The organism is Nocardia transvalensis NBRC 15921, assembly GCF_000308875.1.
Classification (GTDB): Bacteria; Actinomycetota; Actinomycetes; order Mycobacteriales; family Mycobacteriaceae; genus Nocardia; species Nocardia transvalensis.
The window spans coordinates 1-15568 of sequence record NZ_BAGL01000017.1 but is presented as its reverse complement, the minus strand read 5'-3'; the positions used below and the strand labels follow the sequence as shown (position 1 = coordinate 15568).

The 15568-nt window shown below is 71.1% G+C and carries 17 protein-coding genes; 8 read left to right on the top strand and 9 right to left on the bottom strand.

Annotation, left to right across the window (positions count from 1 at the left end):
- Positions 1-9 precede the first annotated feature (9 nt).
- On the top strand, positions 10-993 hold the full coding sequence (locus tag ON41_RS06915) for an SDR family NAD(P)-dependent oxidoreductase (RefSeq protein ID WP_040746150.1): 984 nt from the start codon (positions 10-12) through the stop codon (positions 991-993).
- 8 nt (positions 994-1001) lie between these two features.
- On the opposite strand, the gene ON41_RS06910 is transcribed toward ON41_RS06915, so the two are convergent.
- The 3 genes from ON41_RS06910 to ON41_RS06900 are packed head-to-tail and all read right to left on the bottom strand — an operon-like array spanning position 1002 to position 2828.
- On the bottom strand, positions 1002-1562 hold the full coding sequence (locus tag ON41_RS06910) for a YdeI/OmpD-associated family protein (protein ID WP_040746187.1): 561 nt from the start codon (positions 1560-1562) through the stop codon (positions 1002-1004).
- 28 nt (positions 1563-1590) lie between these two features.
- Positions 1591-2358, bottom strand: a complete 768-nt coding sequence (locus tag ON41_RS06905; protein ID WP_040746186.1) for an alpha/beta fold hydrolase — start codon at positions 2356-2358, stop codon at positions 1591-1593.
- Positions 2359-2393: 35 nt separating this feature from the next.
- Complete coding sequence (locus ON41_RS06900) at positions 2394-2828, bottom strand: tautomerase family protein (protein ID WP_040746149.1); 435 nt, start codon at positions 2826-2828, stop codon at positions 2394-2396.
- Between the two features lie 81 nt (positions 2829-2909).
- On the opposite strand from ON41_RS06900, the gene ON41_RS06895 reads away from it, so the two are divergent.
- Both ON41_RS06895 and ON41_RS06890 read left to right on the top strand, forming a co-directional pair.
- On the top strand, positions 2910-3431 hold the full coding sequence (locus ON41_RS06895; RefSeq protein WP_051161063.1) for a winged helix-turn-helix transcriptional regulator: 522 nt from the start codon (positions 2910-2912) through the stop codon (positions 3429-3431).
- A gap of 78 nt (positions 3432-3509) precedes the next feature.
- Complete coding sequence (locus tag ON41_RS06890) at positions 3510-4211, top strand: class I SAM-dependent DNA methyltransferase (protein ID WP_040746147.1); 702 nt, start codon at positions 3510-3512, stop codon at positions 4209-4211.
- Between the two features lie 126 nt (positions 4212-4337).
- Here ON41_RS06890 and ON41_RS06885 read toward each other — a convergent pair whose 3' ends face one another.
- Positions 4338-5912, bottom strand: a complete 1575-nt coding sequence (locus ON41_RS06885; protein WP_040746144.1) for a DNA polymerase Y family protein — start codon at positions 5910-5912, stop codon at positions 4338-4340.
- 159 nt (positions 5913-6071) lie between these two features.
- Entirely contained in the window at positions 6072-6797 is a 726-nt protein-coding gene (imuA', locus tag ON41_RS06880) for a DnaE2-dependent mutagenesis accessory factor ImuA' (RefSeq protein ID WP_051161062.1), read from the bottom strand.
- Between the two features lie 176 nt (positions 6798-6973).
- On the opposite strand from imuA', the gene ON41_RS06875 reads away from it, so the two are divergent.
- Positions 6974-8128: a serine/threonine-protein kinase gene (locus tag ON41_RS06875; protein WP_040746143.1), complete on the top strand. Its 1155-nt coding sequence runs from the start codon at positions 6974-6976 to the stop codon at positions 8126-8128.
- Here the strand turns inward: ON41_RS06875 and ON41_RS06870 are convergent, their stop codons facing one another.
- Positions 8129-8839: a LuxR C-terminal-related transcriptional regulator gene (locus ON41_RS06870; RefSeq protein ID WP_040746179.1), complete on the bottom strand. Its 711-nt coding sequence runs from the start codon at positions 8837-8839 to the stop codon at positions 8129-8131. It abuts the gene before it with no gap.
- A gap of 108 nt (positions 8840-8947) precedes the next feature.
- On the opposite strand from ON41_RS06870, the gene ON41_RS06865 reads away from it, so the two are divergent.
- Positions 8948-9481, top strand: coding sequence for a GrpB family protein (locus ON41_RS06865; protein ID WP_218003371.1), 534 nt, complete (start codon positions 8948-8950; stop codon positions 9479-9481).
- A gap of 8 nt (positions 9482-9489) precedes the next feature.
- Here ON41_RS06865 and ON41_RS06860 read toward each other — a convergent pair whose 3' ends face one another.
- Positions 9490-10824: an ATP-binding protein gene (locus ON41_RS06860; RefSeq protein ID WP_051161061.1), complete on the bottom strand. Its 1335-nt coding sequence runs from the start codon at positions 10822-10824 to the stop codon at positions 9490-9492.
- 267 nt (positions 10825-11091) lie between these two features.
- Here ON41_RS06860 and ON41_RS06855 point away from each other — a divergent pair, with 267 nt between their 5' ends.
- The 3 genes from ON41_RS06855 (at position 11092) to ON41_RS06845 (ending at position 13620) form a co-directional block, all read left to right on the top strand.
- Complete coding sequence (locus ON41_RS06855) at positions 11092-11736, top strand: MspA family porin (RefSeq protein ID WP_040746139.1); 645 nt, start codon at positions 11092-11094, stop codon at positions 11734-11736.
- A 65-nt stretch (positions 11737-11801) separates the two neighbouring features.
- A complete protein-coding gene (locus ON41_RS06850; RefSeq protein ID WP_051161060.1) occupies positions 11802-13424 on the top strand; it encodes a PspC domain-containing protein in 1623 nt (540 codons plus the stop codon).
- Positions 13417-13620 carry a hypothetical protein gene (locus ON41_RS06845; protein WP_040746135.1) on the top strand — a complete coding sequence of 68 codons (204 nt, stop codon included), beginning with the start codon at positions 13417-13419 and terminating at the stop codon, positions 13618-13620. Before ON41_RS06850 ends, ON41_RS06845 begins: the two co-directional genes overlap by 8 nt.
- A 58-nt stretch (positions 13621-13678) precedes the next feature.
- Here ON41_RS06845 and ON41_RS06840 read toward each other — a convergent pair whose 3' ends face one another.
- Together ON41_RS06840 and guaA are read right to left on the bottom strand one after the other, a co-directional pair.
- A complete protein-coding gene (locus ON41_RS06840) occupies positions 13679-14149 on the bottom strand; it encodes a guanyl-specific ribonuclease (protein ID WP_051161059.1) in 471 nt (156 codons plus the stop codon).
- A gap of 152 nt (positions 14150-14301) precedes the next feature.
- Positions 14302-15568: glutamine-hydrolyzing GMP synthase (gene guaA, locus ON41_RS06835; RefSeq protein ID WP_040746133.1), on the bottom strand; the 1267-nt coding region annotated here is incomplete at its 5' end.

The window sequence follows — 15568 nt, the reverse complement described above, 5'->3', positions numbered from 1 at the left end:
GGAGCAGTGATGACCGACAACCATGCGGATGCCACGGTCGAATCCGGCTACCTGGCCCGCCGCCGCGCCCGCCGGGACCTGACCGGCAAGCACGTCCTCATCACCGGCGCCTCCTCCGGCATCGGCCGGGCCGCCGCGCTCGCGGTCGCCGAGAAGGGCGCGGTCGTCTTCCTGCTCGCGCGCCGGGGCGACGAGCTGGAGGCCGTGGTCGGCGAGATCACGGCCGCGGGCGGCGAGGCCTACGGCTACCAGTGCGACGTCACCGACTCCGACTCCGTCGACCACACCGTCAAGACCATCCTCGACCGGCACCACCACGTCGACATGCTGGTCAACAATGCCGGCCGGTCCATCCGCCGCGCGGTGCACCGCTCCGTCGACCGGCTGCACGACTTCGAGCGCACCATGGCGGTCAACTACTTCGGCGCGGTCCGGCTGACGCTGGCGCTGCTGCCGCAGATGCGCGAGCGCAAATTCGGCCACATCGTCAACATCTCCAGCGCCGGCGTGCAGGCCGCCACGCCCCGCTTCGCCGCCTACCTGGCCTCCAAGGCCGCCCTCGACAAGTTCGCCGAGGTGACGGCGGCCGAAATGCTCGCCGACAACATCACTTTCACCACCATCCACATGCCGCTGGTGCGCACGCCGATGATCGCGCCGAGCGGCAGGCAGGGGCCGTCGGAGTCGCCCGAATGGGCCGCGGCCACCATCGTGCGCGCCCTCACCGAGCGTCCCAAGCGCATCGACGTGCCGATCGGCACCCTGGCCGAGTACGGCACCCTGTTCACCCCGCGGTTCAAGGACCGCGTCATGCACCGCTACTACCGTGCGCTGCCGGATTCCCCCGCGGCCAAGGGCGAGGCGGTACCGGAGGAGCCCGCGGAAACCCCTGTCCCCCAGGCGGAACCCCAGCGCCGGCCCTCCGCCGCGGGCCGCGTCACCCGGGCCACGCTCCGCCGCGCCACTCGTCTGATCCCCGGCACCTACTGGTAGCCGGGGCGTCAGAAACGCTGGCCCGCAGCCAGTTTGGCGATGATCTGTTCCATCCGCCGGGCCCTGGTCTCCGGCCGCACGGCATTGGCCAGGTGGTAGCTGATCGCGGCGCGGGACTGGTTGTCGAGGGTCTCGAAGAACGCCGCCGCCGGCGGGGAGGCCGCCAGCGCGTCGTGGAAATCCTGGGGTAGTTCGCGGCCGTAGGCGTTGGCCCAGCGCCCGTCCGCCTTGGCGCGCTCGATCTCGGCATGCCCGGCCGGGTGCATCAGCTCCTGGGCGATCAGCTCCTCGACCAGGCCGATATTGCGCTGCGACCAGGGGCTGCGGCGCCGGCGCGGGGTGAATCCGACCAGGTAGAAATCGTCGTCGTGCGAGCGGGCCTGGCCGTCGATCCAGCCGAAACACAGCGCCTGCCGTAACGCGCCCGCGTAGTCGAGGGAGGCGATCCCCGAACCCTTCTTCGCGAATTTCAGCCAGATGCCGTCTACCGCGGCATGATTGGCCTCCAGCCAGTCCCGAAACGACTGCTCATCGGGAAAGAACAGGGTCGGACGCTCCAGAGCGGACATGATTTCCACTGTAGAAGCCGTGCGCGGCTCAGTGGCCGAGGAACGGCAGTACCGCCGCGGAGAACTGCTGGTAGCGGTCGCGGTGGATGCTGTGCCCGCAGTCGAACGCGCCGACGGTGCAGTCGGGGACCGAGGTGTGGAAGACCGCCAGCTTCTCCGGGTCGACCATGCCACCGGGGCCGCCGCGCAGCGTGAGGGTGGGTGCGGTGATGTCCGCCAACCGGTCCCACCATTCCGGATTCGGCTTGCGGAACTGTTCCAGCGCGATCCGCGTCATCGATCGGTCGAAGGCCAGCACCGCGCGCGGATGCCGGAGCAGGCTGGTGGTGGCGTGCCACAACTCCGGCGGGCTCGGCAGGCGGCGGGTGAGGGTGAGCTGTTCGTCGCCGGAGCGCAGCGGTAGCGGCAGTTCCTCGAGCACGAGCCGTCGCGCCAGTGCGGGACGCTCGATCGCCACGCACGACACCGCGTAACCGCCGAGCGAGTGGCCGACCAGATCCACGGTGGTCAGCCCGAGCAGATCGCACAGCCGCAGCAGGTCGGCGCCGAATTCGTCGAACCGGTAGTCGGCGGTGTGCGCGCTGCGGCCGTGGCCACGCAGATCCGGGATGATCACCCGGCGGCCCAGCTGGACCAGCTGCCGCGCGATCCGATCCCAGGTGTGCCCGTCCCCGCCCATGCCGTGCACCAGCAGCACCGGGACGTCCGACAGCGGATGTTCCACTGCCGGCGTCCCGGAATCGCGATAGGCGATCAGTACGCCGTCCAGCGGCACCCGGGTGACAGTAGATTCCACGATCATCCAGGGTACGGGCCGTCGCGAGCGGCGGTTCAGCCCGCCGACACCAGGGCGACGATGTCCTCGATGCGCACGATCTCGCCGCGCGCACCCCAGTTGCCCTCCGGGATCTCGTTGATGTGCACCCAGGCACTGGCGGCCTGGGTGAAGCGCGACGGTTCGTCGTCGGCGTCGGCGAGCACCCGCGTGACGCGCCGGACGATGTCCTCGCGTTTGGCGTCGTTCATCGAACCGGCCGGAACGCCCACGCGCACCACGTATTTCGGCTTCTCTCCGGCGGGCAGTTGCCGGCCGCCGACGAACCAGGCGTCGATTTCGTTCACCACCAGCCAGGAGATCGAGCGGGCCGCCTCGGTATCCGGCGCACCCTCGGCGAGCATCACCTCCGACACCAGCCGGCCGCCGATCTGCTCGCGACGGTCCTGGTCGAGCGAGCCCTTGGGTACGAACAACTCCACGAACGGCATTAGTTAGTCCTTTCATTGAACTCTCGGCGGAATCACCGTACGCCGGGTGAGTTCAATGAATCAACCCTCTAGACTGGGGGCATGCAACGGACCAGCTTCGCGGAGATGCACTGCTCGATCGGGCAGGCCCTGGAACGCGTCGGGGAATGGTGGACGCTGCTGATCGTGCGGGACCTCCACCTGGGCCTGCACCGGTTCGACGACATCGCGGAGGATCTCGGCATCTCCCGCAATCTGCTCACGCGCCGGCTCGAGGCGCTGGTCGACGACGGCGTCGTGGAGCGCCGGGTGTATCGGGAGCGGCCGCTGCGGCACGAGTATCACCTCACCGAATCCGGGCGGGATCTGGTGCCGGTGCTGCTGGCGCTGATGGCCTGGGGCGACAAGTGGGCGACGCCGCCGGGCGGGCCGCCGGTGCGGCTGGTCCACGACGACTGCGGCGCGGAATTCACCCCGCGGGTCTGCTGCTCGGAATGCGGTGAGCCGGTGACGAGCGCGAATACGACGGCTCTCGCCGGACCGGGCGCGGCGTCGGGCCCGGGCACGCGGGTGCTGGCCCGGCGGGGCGGCGTGACCCCCGCGGAGCCGACCACCGAACCGTGACCCTCCGCAACGGCATTCGGCGCGGCCGCACGTAAATGAGTTGCCCGGGGTAGGGCCGGGCGCGCGATACTGCGGCGCATGCCTGCCTTCGCGGATTTCGACCGACGCAACTACCGGACCGTGGACGTCGCCACCGGATACGACGGGTGGGCGCCCACCTACGAGCAGACCGTCATGGACGAGATGGATCTCGCGCTGCTGAACCGGCTGCGACGGCCCGACTGGGGTGCGGTGGGCCGCGCCGCCGATCTGGGGTGCGGCACCGGGCGCACCGGTGAGTGGCTGCGCGGACAGGGCGTCTCCCACATCGACGGCGTCGATCTGAGCGAGGGCATGCTGTCGCGGGCCCGCGAGCGCGGCGCGCACACCACCCTCGCCCTGGGCGATGTGCGTGAGACCGGATTGCCCGGCAGCGCATACGATCTGGTGATCTCGTCGCTGATCGACGAGCATCTGCCCGACCTCGCGCCGTTCTACGCCGAGGCCCGGCGGCTGGCCGCGCCCGGCGGCTCCTTCGTCCTCGTCAGCTATCACCCGCAGTTCATGATGGTGACCGGGATGCCGACCCACTACACACCCGAATCCGGTGAGCCGCTGGCGATCAGCACCCACCTGCACCTGTTCAGCGAGCACGTCACCGCCGGAGTCGCCGCCGGTTGGCAACTCACCGAAGCCGTCGAGGCGGTGGTGGACGACGCCTGGCTCACCACCAAACCCAAGTGGTCCCACCTACGCGGCCACCCCTTCACCATGGCCCTGGTCTGGGGGCTGCCGCGGTAGCTGCGGCAAGAGATCCCGGCCAAAAGCATGCCGGGAAATGTGTAGTGCGGCATGACGGGTAATGCCCAGTGCGGCATGACGGGTAATGCCCAGTGCGGCATGGCGGGTAATGCCCAGTGCGGCGGACTACTCGTAGAGGCCCTCGACGTGCCAGGCGTTGTTGTAGCCGAGTAGTAGTAACGCGCGGACTTCGGCGGACAGGAGGATTTGGGTGCGGGCGGTGGGGCGGGCGGTGGTCCACCAGCGTTCGTCGAGGAGCCAGGGGCCGGTCCAGGCGGTGACTTCCCAGTGTTTGGCGCCCCAGTGCAGGGTGGCGGGGTCGGCGGTGAACAGGCCGCGGTCGGTGATCCAGACGGGGGTGCCGTCGGCGGCCTCCAGGGTGACGCCGGGATGGTTGACCAGCACCACGGCGGGGGCGGGTTCGGGCAGCCGGCCGGGCCAGGGCAGCGCCGGGTCGGCGGCGGGAACCTGTTCGTCTCCCAGGGCGACCAGGGTGACGCGTTCGGCCGGGCCGCGGCCGCCGCTGAGGACGCCGACCCGCACCGCCTCCCCGCCCAGCAGTCCCTGCACCCGGACCAGGGCGCGGCGGGCGCGCTCGTCACCCTCTCCGACCCCGCCCCACAGCCCGAGTTGCAGCGTGCCCGCCGTCACCACCTCGACGGGTTCCAGCCGGAGCAGCGTGATCGGGGCGGTCGGGGCCGGGCGGCCGCGATGGGTGAGCCAGCCGTCCAGCTGCCAGCGCACCCGGTCGGCGGTGTCCTCGGGGGTGAGCGGTTCGGCGCAGCGCCAGATGCGCGAAAGGCTTTCCCCGGCGGCGGTTTCCGCGATCACAGACAGGCGGGTGCAGGCCACCGACGCGGCGGACAGCCGCTCGTGCAGCCGGGTGGCCAGCAGGCGACCGGCGAAGGCCGCGGCATCGACGCGATCGATCGGCGGATCGCACCGATACTCCACCGTCAGGTCCGGATCGGGCGGGCGCGCCGAGGGCAGCCGTTCCGGCTCCGCCCGGGCGCAGCGGTGGGCGCGGATCGCGTCGGCGCCGAAGCGGGAGGCGACCTCGGCCGGGGTCAGCGCGGCGAAATCGCCGATCCGGCGTAATCCCAAGCGGTGCAGCAGATCCACCAGATCGGCGCGTTCCGGCGCGGCCAGGCTCGGTTCGGCGGCGAGTTCGCCCACCGGCAGCGGCGCCAGGAATCGCGCGCTCTGCCCCGGTGGCACGAGGGTGGCCCGGCGGGCGGCGGCCACCGCGGTGAACAACACGTCGGCGATCCCGATCTGACATTCCACCCCGACCGCCGACACCGCGTCGACGAGCCGCTCGGCCGCCGCCTCCTCGGATCCGAAGAACCGGGCGGCGCCGCGCGCGGTCAGCACCAGCAGGCCCGGGCGCAGCACCTCCACGCCGGGCACGGTCGCGTCCACGGCCGCGACGACCGGTTCGAACAATCGCGCGTCCCGGTCCGGATCCGCCTGTGCCACGAACAGATCCGGGCACCGCGCCTGCGCCTCCCGCCGCCGCAGCCCGCGCTGCACCCCCGCCGCCCGCGCCACCACCGAACACGCCACCACCCGATTGGCATGCAGCACCACCACTGGCCGCGTCGGCGGTATATCCGCCAGCGCGGCCGCCGCCACCGCCGGCCAATCCGGACACCACAGCGCCAGCACCCGGGAACCGAGCCGCGCCCCAGGCTGAGTCATACGGTCACCCGGGGTACACGCCGCCACGACCCAGGCCAGGAAACGTGCCGCCGCACCCCGAGCCAGAGAACACGCCGCCGTAGCTCGAGCAGCAGAGGAACGCACCACCGTGCCTCGGGGCGGGGCACATACCGCCGTAGCTTGAAAGGGACTGCGCTGTCATGACACAGCCTCTCGGACTGTGCTCAGGCGGCGGGGCGTGTTCGGCTGGGCCGCAATCCATTCGACGCGCCCGGCGCGGGGGGTCAGTTCCAGGCTGCCGGTGCGGGGTGGGGCTGTGCGGGCGTGGACTCGGACGTCCAGGCGGAGGGTGCGCAGGCGGCCGCAGCCTCGGCCCAGGCCGCCGTATCCGGCCACCCGGGATTCGATGCGCAGGGCCGGGCCGCTCCAGGCGCCGCCGGTCACCACGAGCGTGGCGCCCTTGCTACGGGCACGCGCGGCGAGGACGCGGGTGCGGCTGGGTGGCACCGACAGGCCGCCCAGGCCGAGCACCACCAGGTCCAGGCCGTCGAGCAACACCGCGGCGACCTCCACCGGATCCGATCCGGGATCGGGGACCACGGCCAGCCGGTCCAGCCGGGCGCCCATCTCGGCCGCGGCGAGCAGGCCGAGCCGGGGCAGCCCCACCACGGCGGCATGCCCGCCGCTGCCGGTCACAGCGGCCAGCAGTCCGGTCAGCAGCGAACCCGCCCCCGCGTACGCCACCACCGACCCCTTCGGCAGGCCACCGTCGGGCAGCAGCTCCACCAGCGCGGACGGCACCGGCAACGCCTCCCGGCGCAGCGATCGGCGCGTCGTCGCACCCGCGCCGCGCGCCGGAACCGCGGCCATCCGCCGCCGCAGTTCCGCCAGCCGCTCCTGTGTGACCTCTCCAGCCGAACCCATCCTCGACCACCTATCTCCCACCGAATGGACTCCACCGTGTGCGCCGATGTCAGCACCGATCCAGCTATCGATACGTATCGAATATACGTTCGACTCACCTTCAGTAGAACCCCGCCCCCGATCCACGTCAAGCGCCACTCGCGCGAACCTCGAACTTCCGAAGCAGGCCAGTCAGGATGGTTTTCCGCTATCCTCGCGCCGTGACCGAACGCGCCCGTTCCATCGTCGGCCCCGACTATCTGGTCGCCGGCCGCTATCGCCTGCAATCGAAACTGGGCGGCGGCGGCATGGGCGCGGTGTGGCTGGCGCACGACAGACTGCTGAACCGCGATGTCGGCGTCAAGCAGGTGCTGTCCACGGCCGGGCTCTCCGAACAGGAGGCCACCGAGGTCCGCAACCAGATCATCCACGAGGGCCGGGTCGCGGCGAAGCTGTCGCACGAGCACGCCATCGCCGTCTACGACGTGGTTCTCGAGGCGGGCGAGCCGTGGCTGGTGATGGAATACCTACCGTCGCGCAGCGTGGCCAAGGCGCTCGCGCTGGTGGACACGCTGCCGCCGATCGAGGTCGCGCAGATCGGCGCGCAGATCGCCGACGCGCTGTCCGCCGCGCACGCCGCCGGGATCACCCACCGCGACATCAAGCCGGGCAATATCCTCGTCGCCGACCGCGGCGCCGAGGTCGGCAAGGTGAAGCTCAGCGACTTCGGCATCTCGCGCGGTACGGGCGACGCTCACGACGAACTGGACGACGCGATCACCGGAACCCCGGCCTACCTGCCGCCGGAGGTCGCGCGCGGCTACCGCCCGACCGAGGCGAGCGACGTATTCTCCCTCGGCGCAACGCTGTACACGGCGATCGAGGGGCAGCCGCCGTACGGCTTCCACGAGGACAACGACGTGATCGTCGAGCGCGCCGCGATGGCGCAGATCATCCCGCCCAACCGCAGCGGCGCCCTGACGCCGGTGCTGCTGCACATGATGGAACCCGCTCCGCAGCGCCGCCCGTCCATGGCCGAGGCGCGCGACGAAATCCTCACCGCCGTATTCGGTCCCGGCACCGGGCCCTACATCCTGGGCGCTCCCGTCCGCACCGACGACGGCACCATTCCGGCGTGGGCGGCCCGCAATTCCGCTGCGGGACTGCGCAGCCCGCATTCCGCGCCGCTGCCGCGCCCGCCGCGCGCCACCGCGCCGAGCGCTCCCGCACAGAAGAAGAAGCCGGCGTTCGACATGGCCGGTCTCGGCCCCAACGCCGCACCCCTCGCGATCGCGATCGGCCTGCTCATCGGCCTGCTGATCCTGATCGTGATCCTGGTGGCGGTGCTGTAGTCAATCTATGCGGCGGCGGTGAGCCCAGCGCGTGAGTGCGTTGCGGTTGGACTGCTGGGTCTTGCGCAGCACGTTGGAGGCGTGGGTCTCCACGGTTTTCACCGAGATGAACAGGGATTCGGCGATCTCGCGGTAGGTGTAGCCGCGCGCCAGCAGGCGCAGCACCTCGAGTTCGCGCGGGGTCAGCGAATCCAGTTCCGGATCCAGCGGCGGCTCCGGGGCGGGCGAGCGGCCGGTGAAGGAGTCCAGGACGAAACCCGCCAGGCGCGGGCTGAACACCGCGTCACCACCCGCGACGCGCCGGATGCCGTCGGCCAGTTCGGGACCGGAGATGGTCTTGGTGACGTATCCGCGGGCGCCGGCGCGGATCACCGCGATCACGTCCTCGGCGGCATCGGACACGCTGAGCGCCAAGCACACCGGGCTCTGCCTGATTCCACCCGAGCGGGGGCCCTGCGTGGTTACGCCAGCTGCCTCCTCCGGGCCCTGACCGCCCAGGTGGGCCTCCACCCCTTGCAGCACCGCGACCCCGCCGCCGTCGGGCATGTGCACGTCGAGCAGCACCACATCCGGGCGGGCCGTCTTGACCCCGGCGATGGCCTCGGACACCGTGCCGGCCTCCCCGATCACCTCGATATCGGATTCACGGCTCAGCTCGGCCCGCACCCCGGACCGGAACACCGCGTGATCGTCGACCAGAAAGACCCGGATACTCACTGTTCTCCTCACCTCGGACCGCAACCCGCCGCCGGGCGCGACGCCGGCACCTCATCGGTACCACAACGCGGGCCCGCGCGCCGCTACCCTACGATGCCTCCGGTGCATATCCGAGTGGTTCCCTACGACTCCGAATGGCCACGGCACGCGCGCACGGCGATGACCGATATCACCGCGGCGCTACCCGGTCACTTCCACGACATCGAGCACATCGGCAGTACGGCGGTTCCGGGGCTCGCGGCCAAGCCGATCATCGATCTGATGGCGTCGGTGCGCGATCTCGACGTCACCGTGGACCGGGAGCACATCCTGGCCGCGCTCGGCTACCACCGCGAGGACAACGGCATGCGCGGGCGCCTGTTCTATCCGCGCGCCGACGCCTCCGGGCGGAGCACCCATCACCTGCACGTGGTGCGCGTCGAGGACTGGGACGGCCAGAACGAGCGCATCCTGCGCGACTACCTGCGCACTCATCCGGACGCGGCGGCCGAATACGGCGCGCTGAAACGGCAACTCGCCGCGGAGATCTCCGATATGAACCACTACACCCGCCGCAAGACCGACCTCGTCCAGACCCTCGTCGACGCCGCCCGCACGGATCTCGGCCTCCCGCTCGTCGAGGTCTGGGAGGAGTAGGCCCGCGCTCACGCACCCTTCGCGGTGGGGGCCGGGGCTCCGGCGTCCATCCGCTCCGTGACTTCCTCGGGTTCCTCGGCCTCGGGCGGGCCGTCCTGGCCCTCGGAATCGTTGCGGGGCAGGAAGATCCGGACCTCGGTGCCGCGGCCCAGGGTGGACTTGACCTCCACGGTGCCGCCGCGGCGCTCGATCCGGGCGTGGATGGATTTGGCCAGGCCCTGGCGGTCGGACGGGACCTCGGCGGGGTCGAAGCCGGTGCCCCGGTCGCGCACGAAGATGCTGACCTGATGCGGCTCCACCTCCGCGAACAGGTCGATGGTGGGGACCTCGGCGTGTTTGGCGGCGTTCACCAGCGCCTCCCGGGTGGCGCCCAGGACCGCGGTGAAATGCTCACGGGGCAGGCCGAATCCGGTCTCGCCGGGGTCCATCGACACATCGCCGACGGTCACCGGCGTCACCTTCACGCCGTGCTGGTCCTCGACCTCGCCGGCGATGGTGCGCAGCGCGGCGGCGAGGCTCGACTGCGCGGGCACGGTGTCCTCGAACAGCCACTTGCGCAGTTCGCGCTCCTGGCTGCGGGCCAGGCGCGCCACCTCCTGCGGGTCGCCGGCCTGCCGCTGGATCAGCGCCAGCGTCTGCAGGACCGAATCGTGCAGGTGCGAGGCGATCTCCTCGCGCTCCTCGTTGCGGATCCGGGCGGAACGCTCGGCATTCAGCGCGCGCATCATCCGCAGCCACAGCGGGACCGTCAGCAGCCCCACGCCGATCAGCGTCACCGCCACGGCGATCAGCGCGGAACCCAGGGAACTCAGGTTGATCCGGGCCAGGACGACCACGCCCAGCCCGACCACGATCAGCGTCGCGCCGGCCAGGATGCGCGTCCAGGTGAGCACCGTGGGCCGCGCGGGCAGGCCGAGGATCGACCGCGGCCCCTCCGCGTCGAATTCGCGCCACACCAGCGCCGCGCCGACCGCCACGACGATGATCGGCGCCACCACCTTGGCCGCGGTGCCGTTGAACAGCCACGACATCGATACCGCCAGCGCCAGCCCGAGCAGGATCAGGCCGACCGCCTGCCGCCGCTCGGAATGGGACGGCGGCGGGGCGTCGGCGCCTGCCGGGGTGAAGATCCACAGCATCCCGTACGCGACGATGCCCGCGCCCATCAGCGCCGACAGCAGGACGAACGCCATCCGCACCCGGAAGACGTCGACACCGAGATGGTCCGCGACGCCCCCGGCGACACCACCGACCACCCGCCCGCCGGACCGCCGCATCAGCCGCGGATACGCCGGGGCGGGCTGGACTCCGCGCGCATCGAACGCGGGCATGGACGGGTACATGCCTTCGATACTGGCACGGCGCCCCGACACCGACCATCGGGAAACACCCCCATTCCGGCTCTCGGGGTGGGGCGGGCGCGTCCGGTCCGGAAACCTCGCGCGCCGGACCGGAGAACTCGTCAGGGCCTTGACTACCAGCGCATTCACCCCTAGCCGACGAGGTCGGCACGCCGCGAAACCGGCCGCCGTCCCTACGTTCGAGGCGGGCGGCAACGCCCCCGGTCCCCGCTCTCGCGGCGGGGCCGGAGCAAGTTCAGGGGAGGAATCATGCACATCTCGTCCGCACTCGTCACCGCCGCGACCGCGCTGGGGATCGCGTTCGCCACGCCGTTCACCGCGCACGCCGCCGACGGTCTCGCACCGCACGAGAACACCTACCGGGCGCCGGACGGGTTCGAGTTCACGGTGGGCCACACCGGACATGCCGCGCATCCGGTGGGATCGCTCAACGGCATGCCCGCCAATCGGGAGGTATTCCTCGACAACACCTCCTACGCCCGCCTCGCCGGCGGCACCGGCACGCTGAAGGCCGGGTACTTCGTCGCCTGCGCCGTCGACATCGACGTGAAGTTCAGTGCGAACGCGGGGGCGTCGCTCGACGCCGGGGCCAACGCGGGCGTATCCGTCAGCCCCGATGCCGTGAGCCCGAGCGCGGGGATCACGATCGGCCCCAGCGTCTCGGCCGGAATCGGCGTGAACCTGTCGCTCGGCCCCGGCAAGATCACCGAGGTGAAGGTCGGCGAGAAGGCCCTCACACCCGGCGACACCGCATATCTGGTCAGCCGGGATTTCCATGTGATGGTGCAGGGCTGCGGCGGCCCGCTGACCGTCCGGGCGTACAGCATCATCGAGGTGTCCTCGCCGGCGGTCGACGGCAACGGCGCCGTCTTCGGCGATCCGATCGTGCTCTGATCCCCGGTGACAGATCAGGGTGATTCCTGATGCGATCCGGCCCCGCCGCTCGCCACCATGGAGACATGACCAGAGCGAGCGGCTGGGCCGGCGGGACCGGCCGGACGGGTTTCAGCGAACAACTGCACCAGCTGTGGCAGACACGCCCCAGGCGCCTGCCGCGGCAGGGTCCGATCGCCGGCGTGGCCGCCGGGTTCGGGCATCGCTACGGCGTCGATCCGGTGCTGGTGCGGGTCGTCTTCGTGGTCTCGACGATCTTCGGCGGCGCCGGCGTCGTGCTGTACCTGGCGGCCTGGCTGCTGCTGCCCGCGGCCGGTGACCAGGTCTCGGCGGCCGAGGGCCTGATCGGCCGGGGGCACAGCTCGCAGACGCCGACCAAGACGGTGGTGCTACTCGTGGCGCTGGCGATCGCCGTCACCACGATGGGCCCGGTCGGCGTGGGCCTCGCCGGATCCGGGCTGATCAGCTTCGTCCTGATGCTGGCCGGCTGGTGGCTGCTGTTCCTGCGGCAGCCGCAGCCGCCCGCCGACGGCTACGGTCCGCTGCCGGGCGAGGGCGATATCGCCGCTACCGGATATCCGGGCGCCGTGTTCCCGGGCGGGTCGCCGTGGGGGCCCACCTACGGGCCGTACACCCGGCTGCCGGATCACTATGAGCCGGAGCAGGCGAAAGCCACTGGGGCGCAGGGTGTTTCGACTGGGGTGCCGGATAACACGGCGACGGACGTGCTGCGGCGGCCGGAGGCGGACACCGCCGTGCTGCGCACGGACAATGTCACCGAGCCGCTGACCTCGCCTCTCGCTACCGGGGAGTTCACGGAGGGGGCCTCGCGGGACTCTGCCGGGGAAGCGACAGGTCAGACCTCACAGGACTCCACGGGCGAACCGGGTCGGGACTCCACCACGGAGACCGAGGTGATGCCGGGAAAAGCGTCGACGACCGCTCATGACACAGCACGAACCAGTGCTACTCCACCGCCGTTCCGGACGGCGCCGGGGCCGGCACGCCCCGGACTCACCCCGCCGGGGTGGGATCCGCTGGGCGTGGCGCCGATGGCGTGGGATCTGCCCGAGCCGGGCCCGGGACAGCCGGTCGTCGTGCCGCCGCCCCCGCCGCAGCGGCGTCCTCGCTCCCGGCTCACGCCGATGGTGATCGGCCTGGCCATCCTCGCCGCGGCCGCCGCGGGCGCCCTGGCCGCGTCCGGACTGGACTGGATGACGCCCGGCCGCATCGGCGCGGTGGCGCTGGCGGTGGTCGGCCTCGGGCTGATCTTCGGCGCCTTCCTGCGCCGCGGATACGGGCTGATGGTGGTGCTCGCACCGCTGGCCGGTTTCGTGATCCTGGCGTCGATGGTCGGGCCGGTCGAATTCGACCGCGGCGCGATGGGAGACCACGTCTGGACACCGGCCACGGTCACCGCCCTGGATCCGGAGTACCGGATCAACATGGGCTCCGGCACCCTCGACCTGCGCTCGCTCGCCCTCACCGAGAACCGGACGGTCGACGTCTCGGTCCGGATGGGCGACTTCCGGGCGCTGGTGCCGGACACCATGCGGGTGCAGGCCAACTGCACGTCCAGACTGGGCGATATCCAGTGCCCGCAGGGGATCACCGGTCCGGCCGACGGCCCGGTGCTCACCCTCAATGTCGATGTTCAGGCCGGAGACGCGGAGGTGAAACGTGGCTGACAACTCGAAAACCCGACGGGGACCGTCGTTCTCGCTGCTACTGGCGGGAGTGCTGGCGCTGCTGGTCAGCGTGTGGGCGTTCATCGGGCCGTCCTCGTGGCCCACGCACAGCATCATCCCGATCGGCTGGATCGTGGTGGCCGCCGCCATCGTGGTCGGCATCGGCCTGGTGGTCTCGCCGCGCCGGAAGAACTGAATACAGCGCATACGACAGGGGCTCGGATCCGTTCGGATCCGAGCCCCTGCGCCGACCGTCAGCGCATCTTGGTGAAACTGCCGTAGTGATCGCCGGTGTACCAGGCGGATCCGTCACTGCCGGTGACGATCCGCTCGGCGTCCCGGTTCTGCCCGGGTTTCTTGGGATTCACATCCCATTCCCGATACGAGATCCGGTTGCCGCTGCCGTCCGTGGCGGGCAGCTGACCCTCGCGGTTGCTCCAGTCGCCGCCGCCCTTCGTCCCGGGAGCGTCGGCCGCGTCCGGCCACTGCCCGGCGTCGATCAGCTGCAACGTCTTCCACGCCCGGTCCGGTACGGAGTCCGCGGCCAGCCGCACCTCCGCCGGGCCGGCCACGGCCGACGCCGCCGCCGTGTCCTGCCCGTGCACCGCCTCGCCACCCGGTGCGAGCAGAACGCCCACCGCCGCGAGCAATGCCAGCCCGAATACCGCGAGCGCCGCAAAAGGCCTGGCCCACAGGCTTTTCGGCCGGTTGGATTCCTGTGTCATCGGCTACCCTCCCAACAATTGCCGGGTCCGAGCGACCCGGCACCTCACCCGAGCACCGGGCATCACCCTGACACAGGAGCCTGAACCACCGCGACACGACACCTTGCTACCGGATGAAATCTCCTGCCGGACAGGGCAGCAGCGGCCCCGGCTCACTCCCACTCGATGGTGCCCGGCGGCTTGCTGGTCACATCGAGAACCACGCGGTTGATCTCGGCGACCTCGTTGGTGATGCGGGTCGAGATGCGTTCGAGCACCTCGTAGGGCAGGCGGGTCCAGTCGGCGGTCATGGCGTCCTCGCTGGAGACCGGGCGCAGCACGATGGGGTGCCCGTAGGTGCGGCCGTCACCCTGCACGCCCACGCTGCGCACATCGGCGAGCAGGACCACCGGGCACTGCCAGATCTGCTTGTCCAGCCCGGCCGCGGTCAACTCCTCGCGGGCGATGGCGTCGGCCTGGCGCAGTGTGTCGAGGCGGTCGTGGGTCACCTCGCCGACGATGCGGATGGCCAGGCCCGGCCCCGGGAAGGGCTGGCGCGCGACGATCTCCTCGGGCAGCCCGAGCTCACGGCCGACGGCGCGAACCTCGTCCTTGAACAGCAGCCGCAGCGGTTCGACCAGTTCGAACTCCAGGTCCTCGGGCAGGCCGCCGACATTGTGGTGGCTCTTGATATTGGCCGTGCCGGTGCCGCCGCCGGATTCCACCACGTCCGGGTACAGGGTGCCCTGGACCAGGTACTCGACCGCGGGGGCGTCCGCCGCGGAATCGCCAGACGCCGAGGTCTCCTCGACGATCCGGGCGACCGAATCCTCGAACGACCGGATGAACTCGCGCCCGATGATCTTGCGCTTCTCCTCCGGATCGGTGACGCCCTTCAACTCGCCCAGGAATTTGTCCACCGCGTCGACGGTCATCAGCTTCGCCCCCGTGGCGGCGACGAAATCGCGCTGTACCTGTTCGCGCTCGCCGGCGCGCAACAGGCCGTGGTCGACGAACACACAGGTCAGACGGTCACCGATGGCTCGTTGCACGAGCGCGCCCGCGACCGCGGAGTCCACCCCGCCGGAGAGGGCGCAGATGGCGTGGCCGTCGCCGATCTGCTCGCGTACCTGATTCACCAGCAGTTCGGCGATATTGGCGGAGGTCCAGGAGCCCGGGATACCGGCCACCTCGTGCAGGAACCGGCTCAGCACCTGCTGGCCGTGCGGGGAGTGCAGCACCTCGGGGTGGTACTGGACGCCGGCCAGCCGCCGGGCGCGATCCTCGAACGCGGCCACGGGGGCGCCCGCGGTGGTGCCGGTGACCTCGAAGCCCGCCGGGGCATCGGTGACCGCGTCGCCGTGGCTCATCCACACAGGTTGGAGGGTGGGCAGGCCGCCGTGCAGCACGCCGCCGTCGATATTGAGTTCGGTGCGGCCG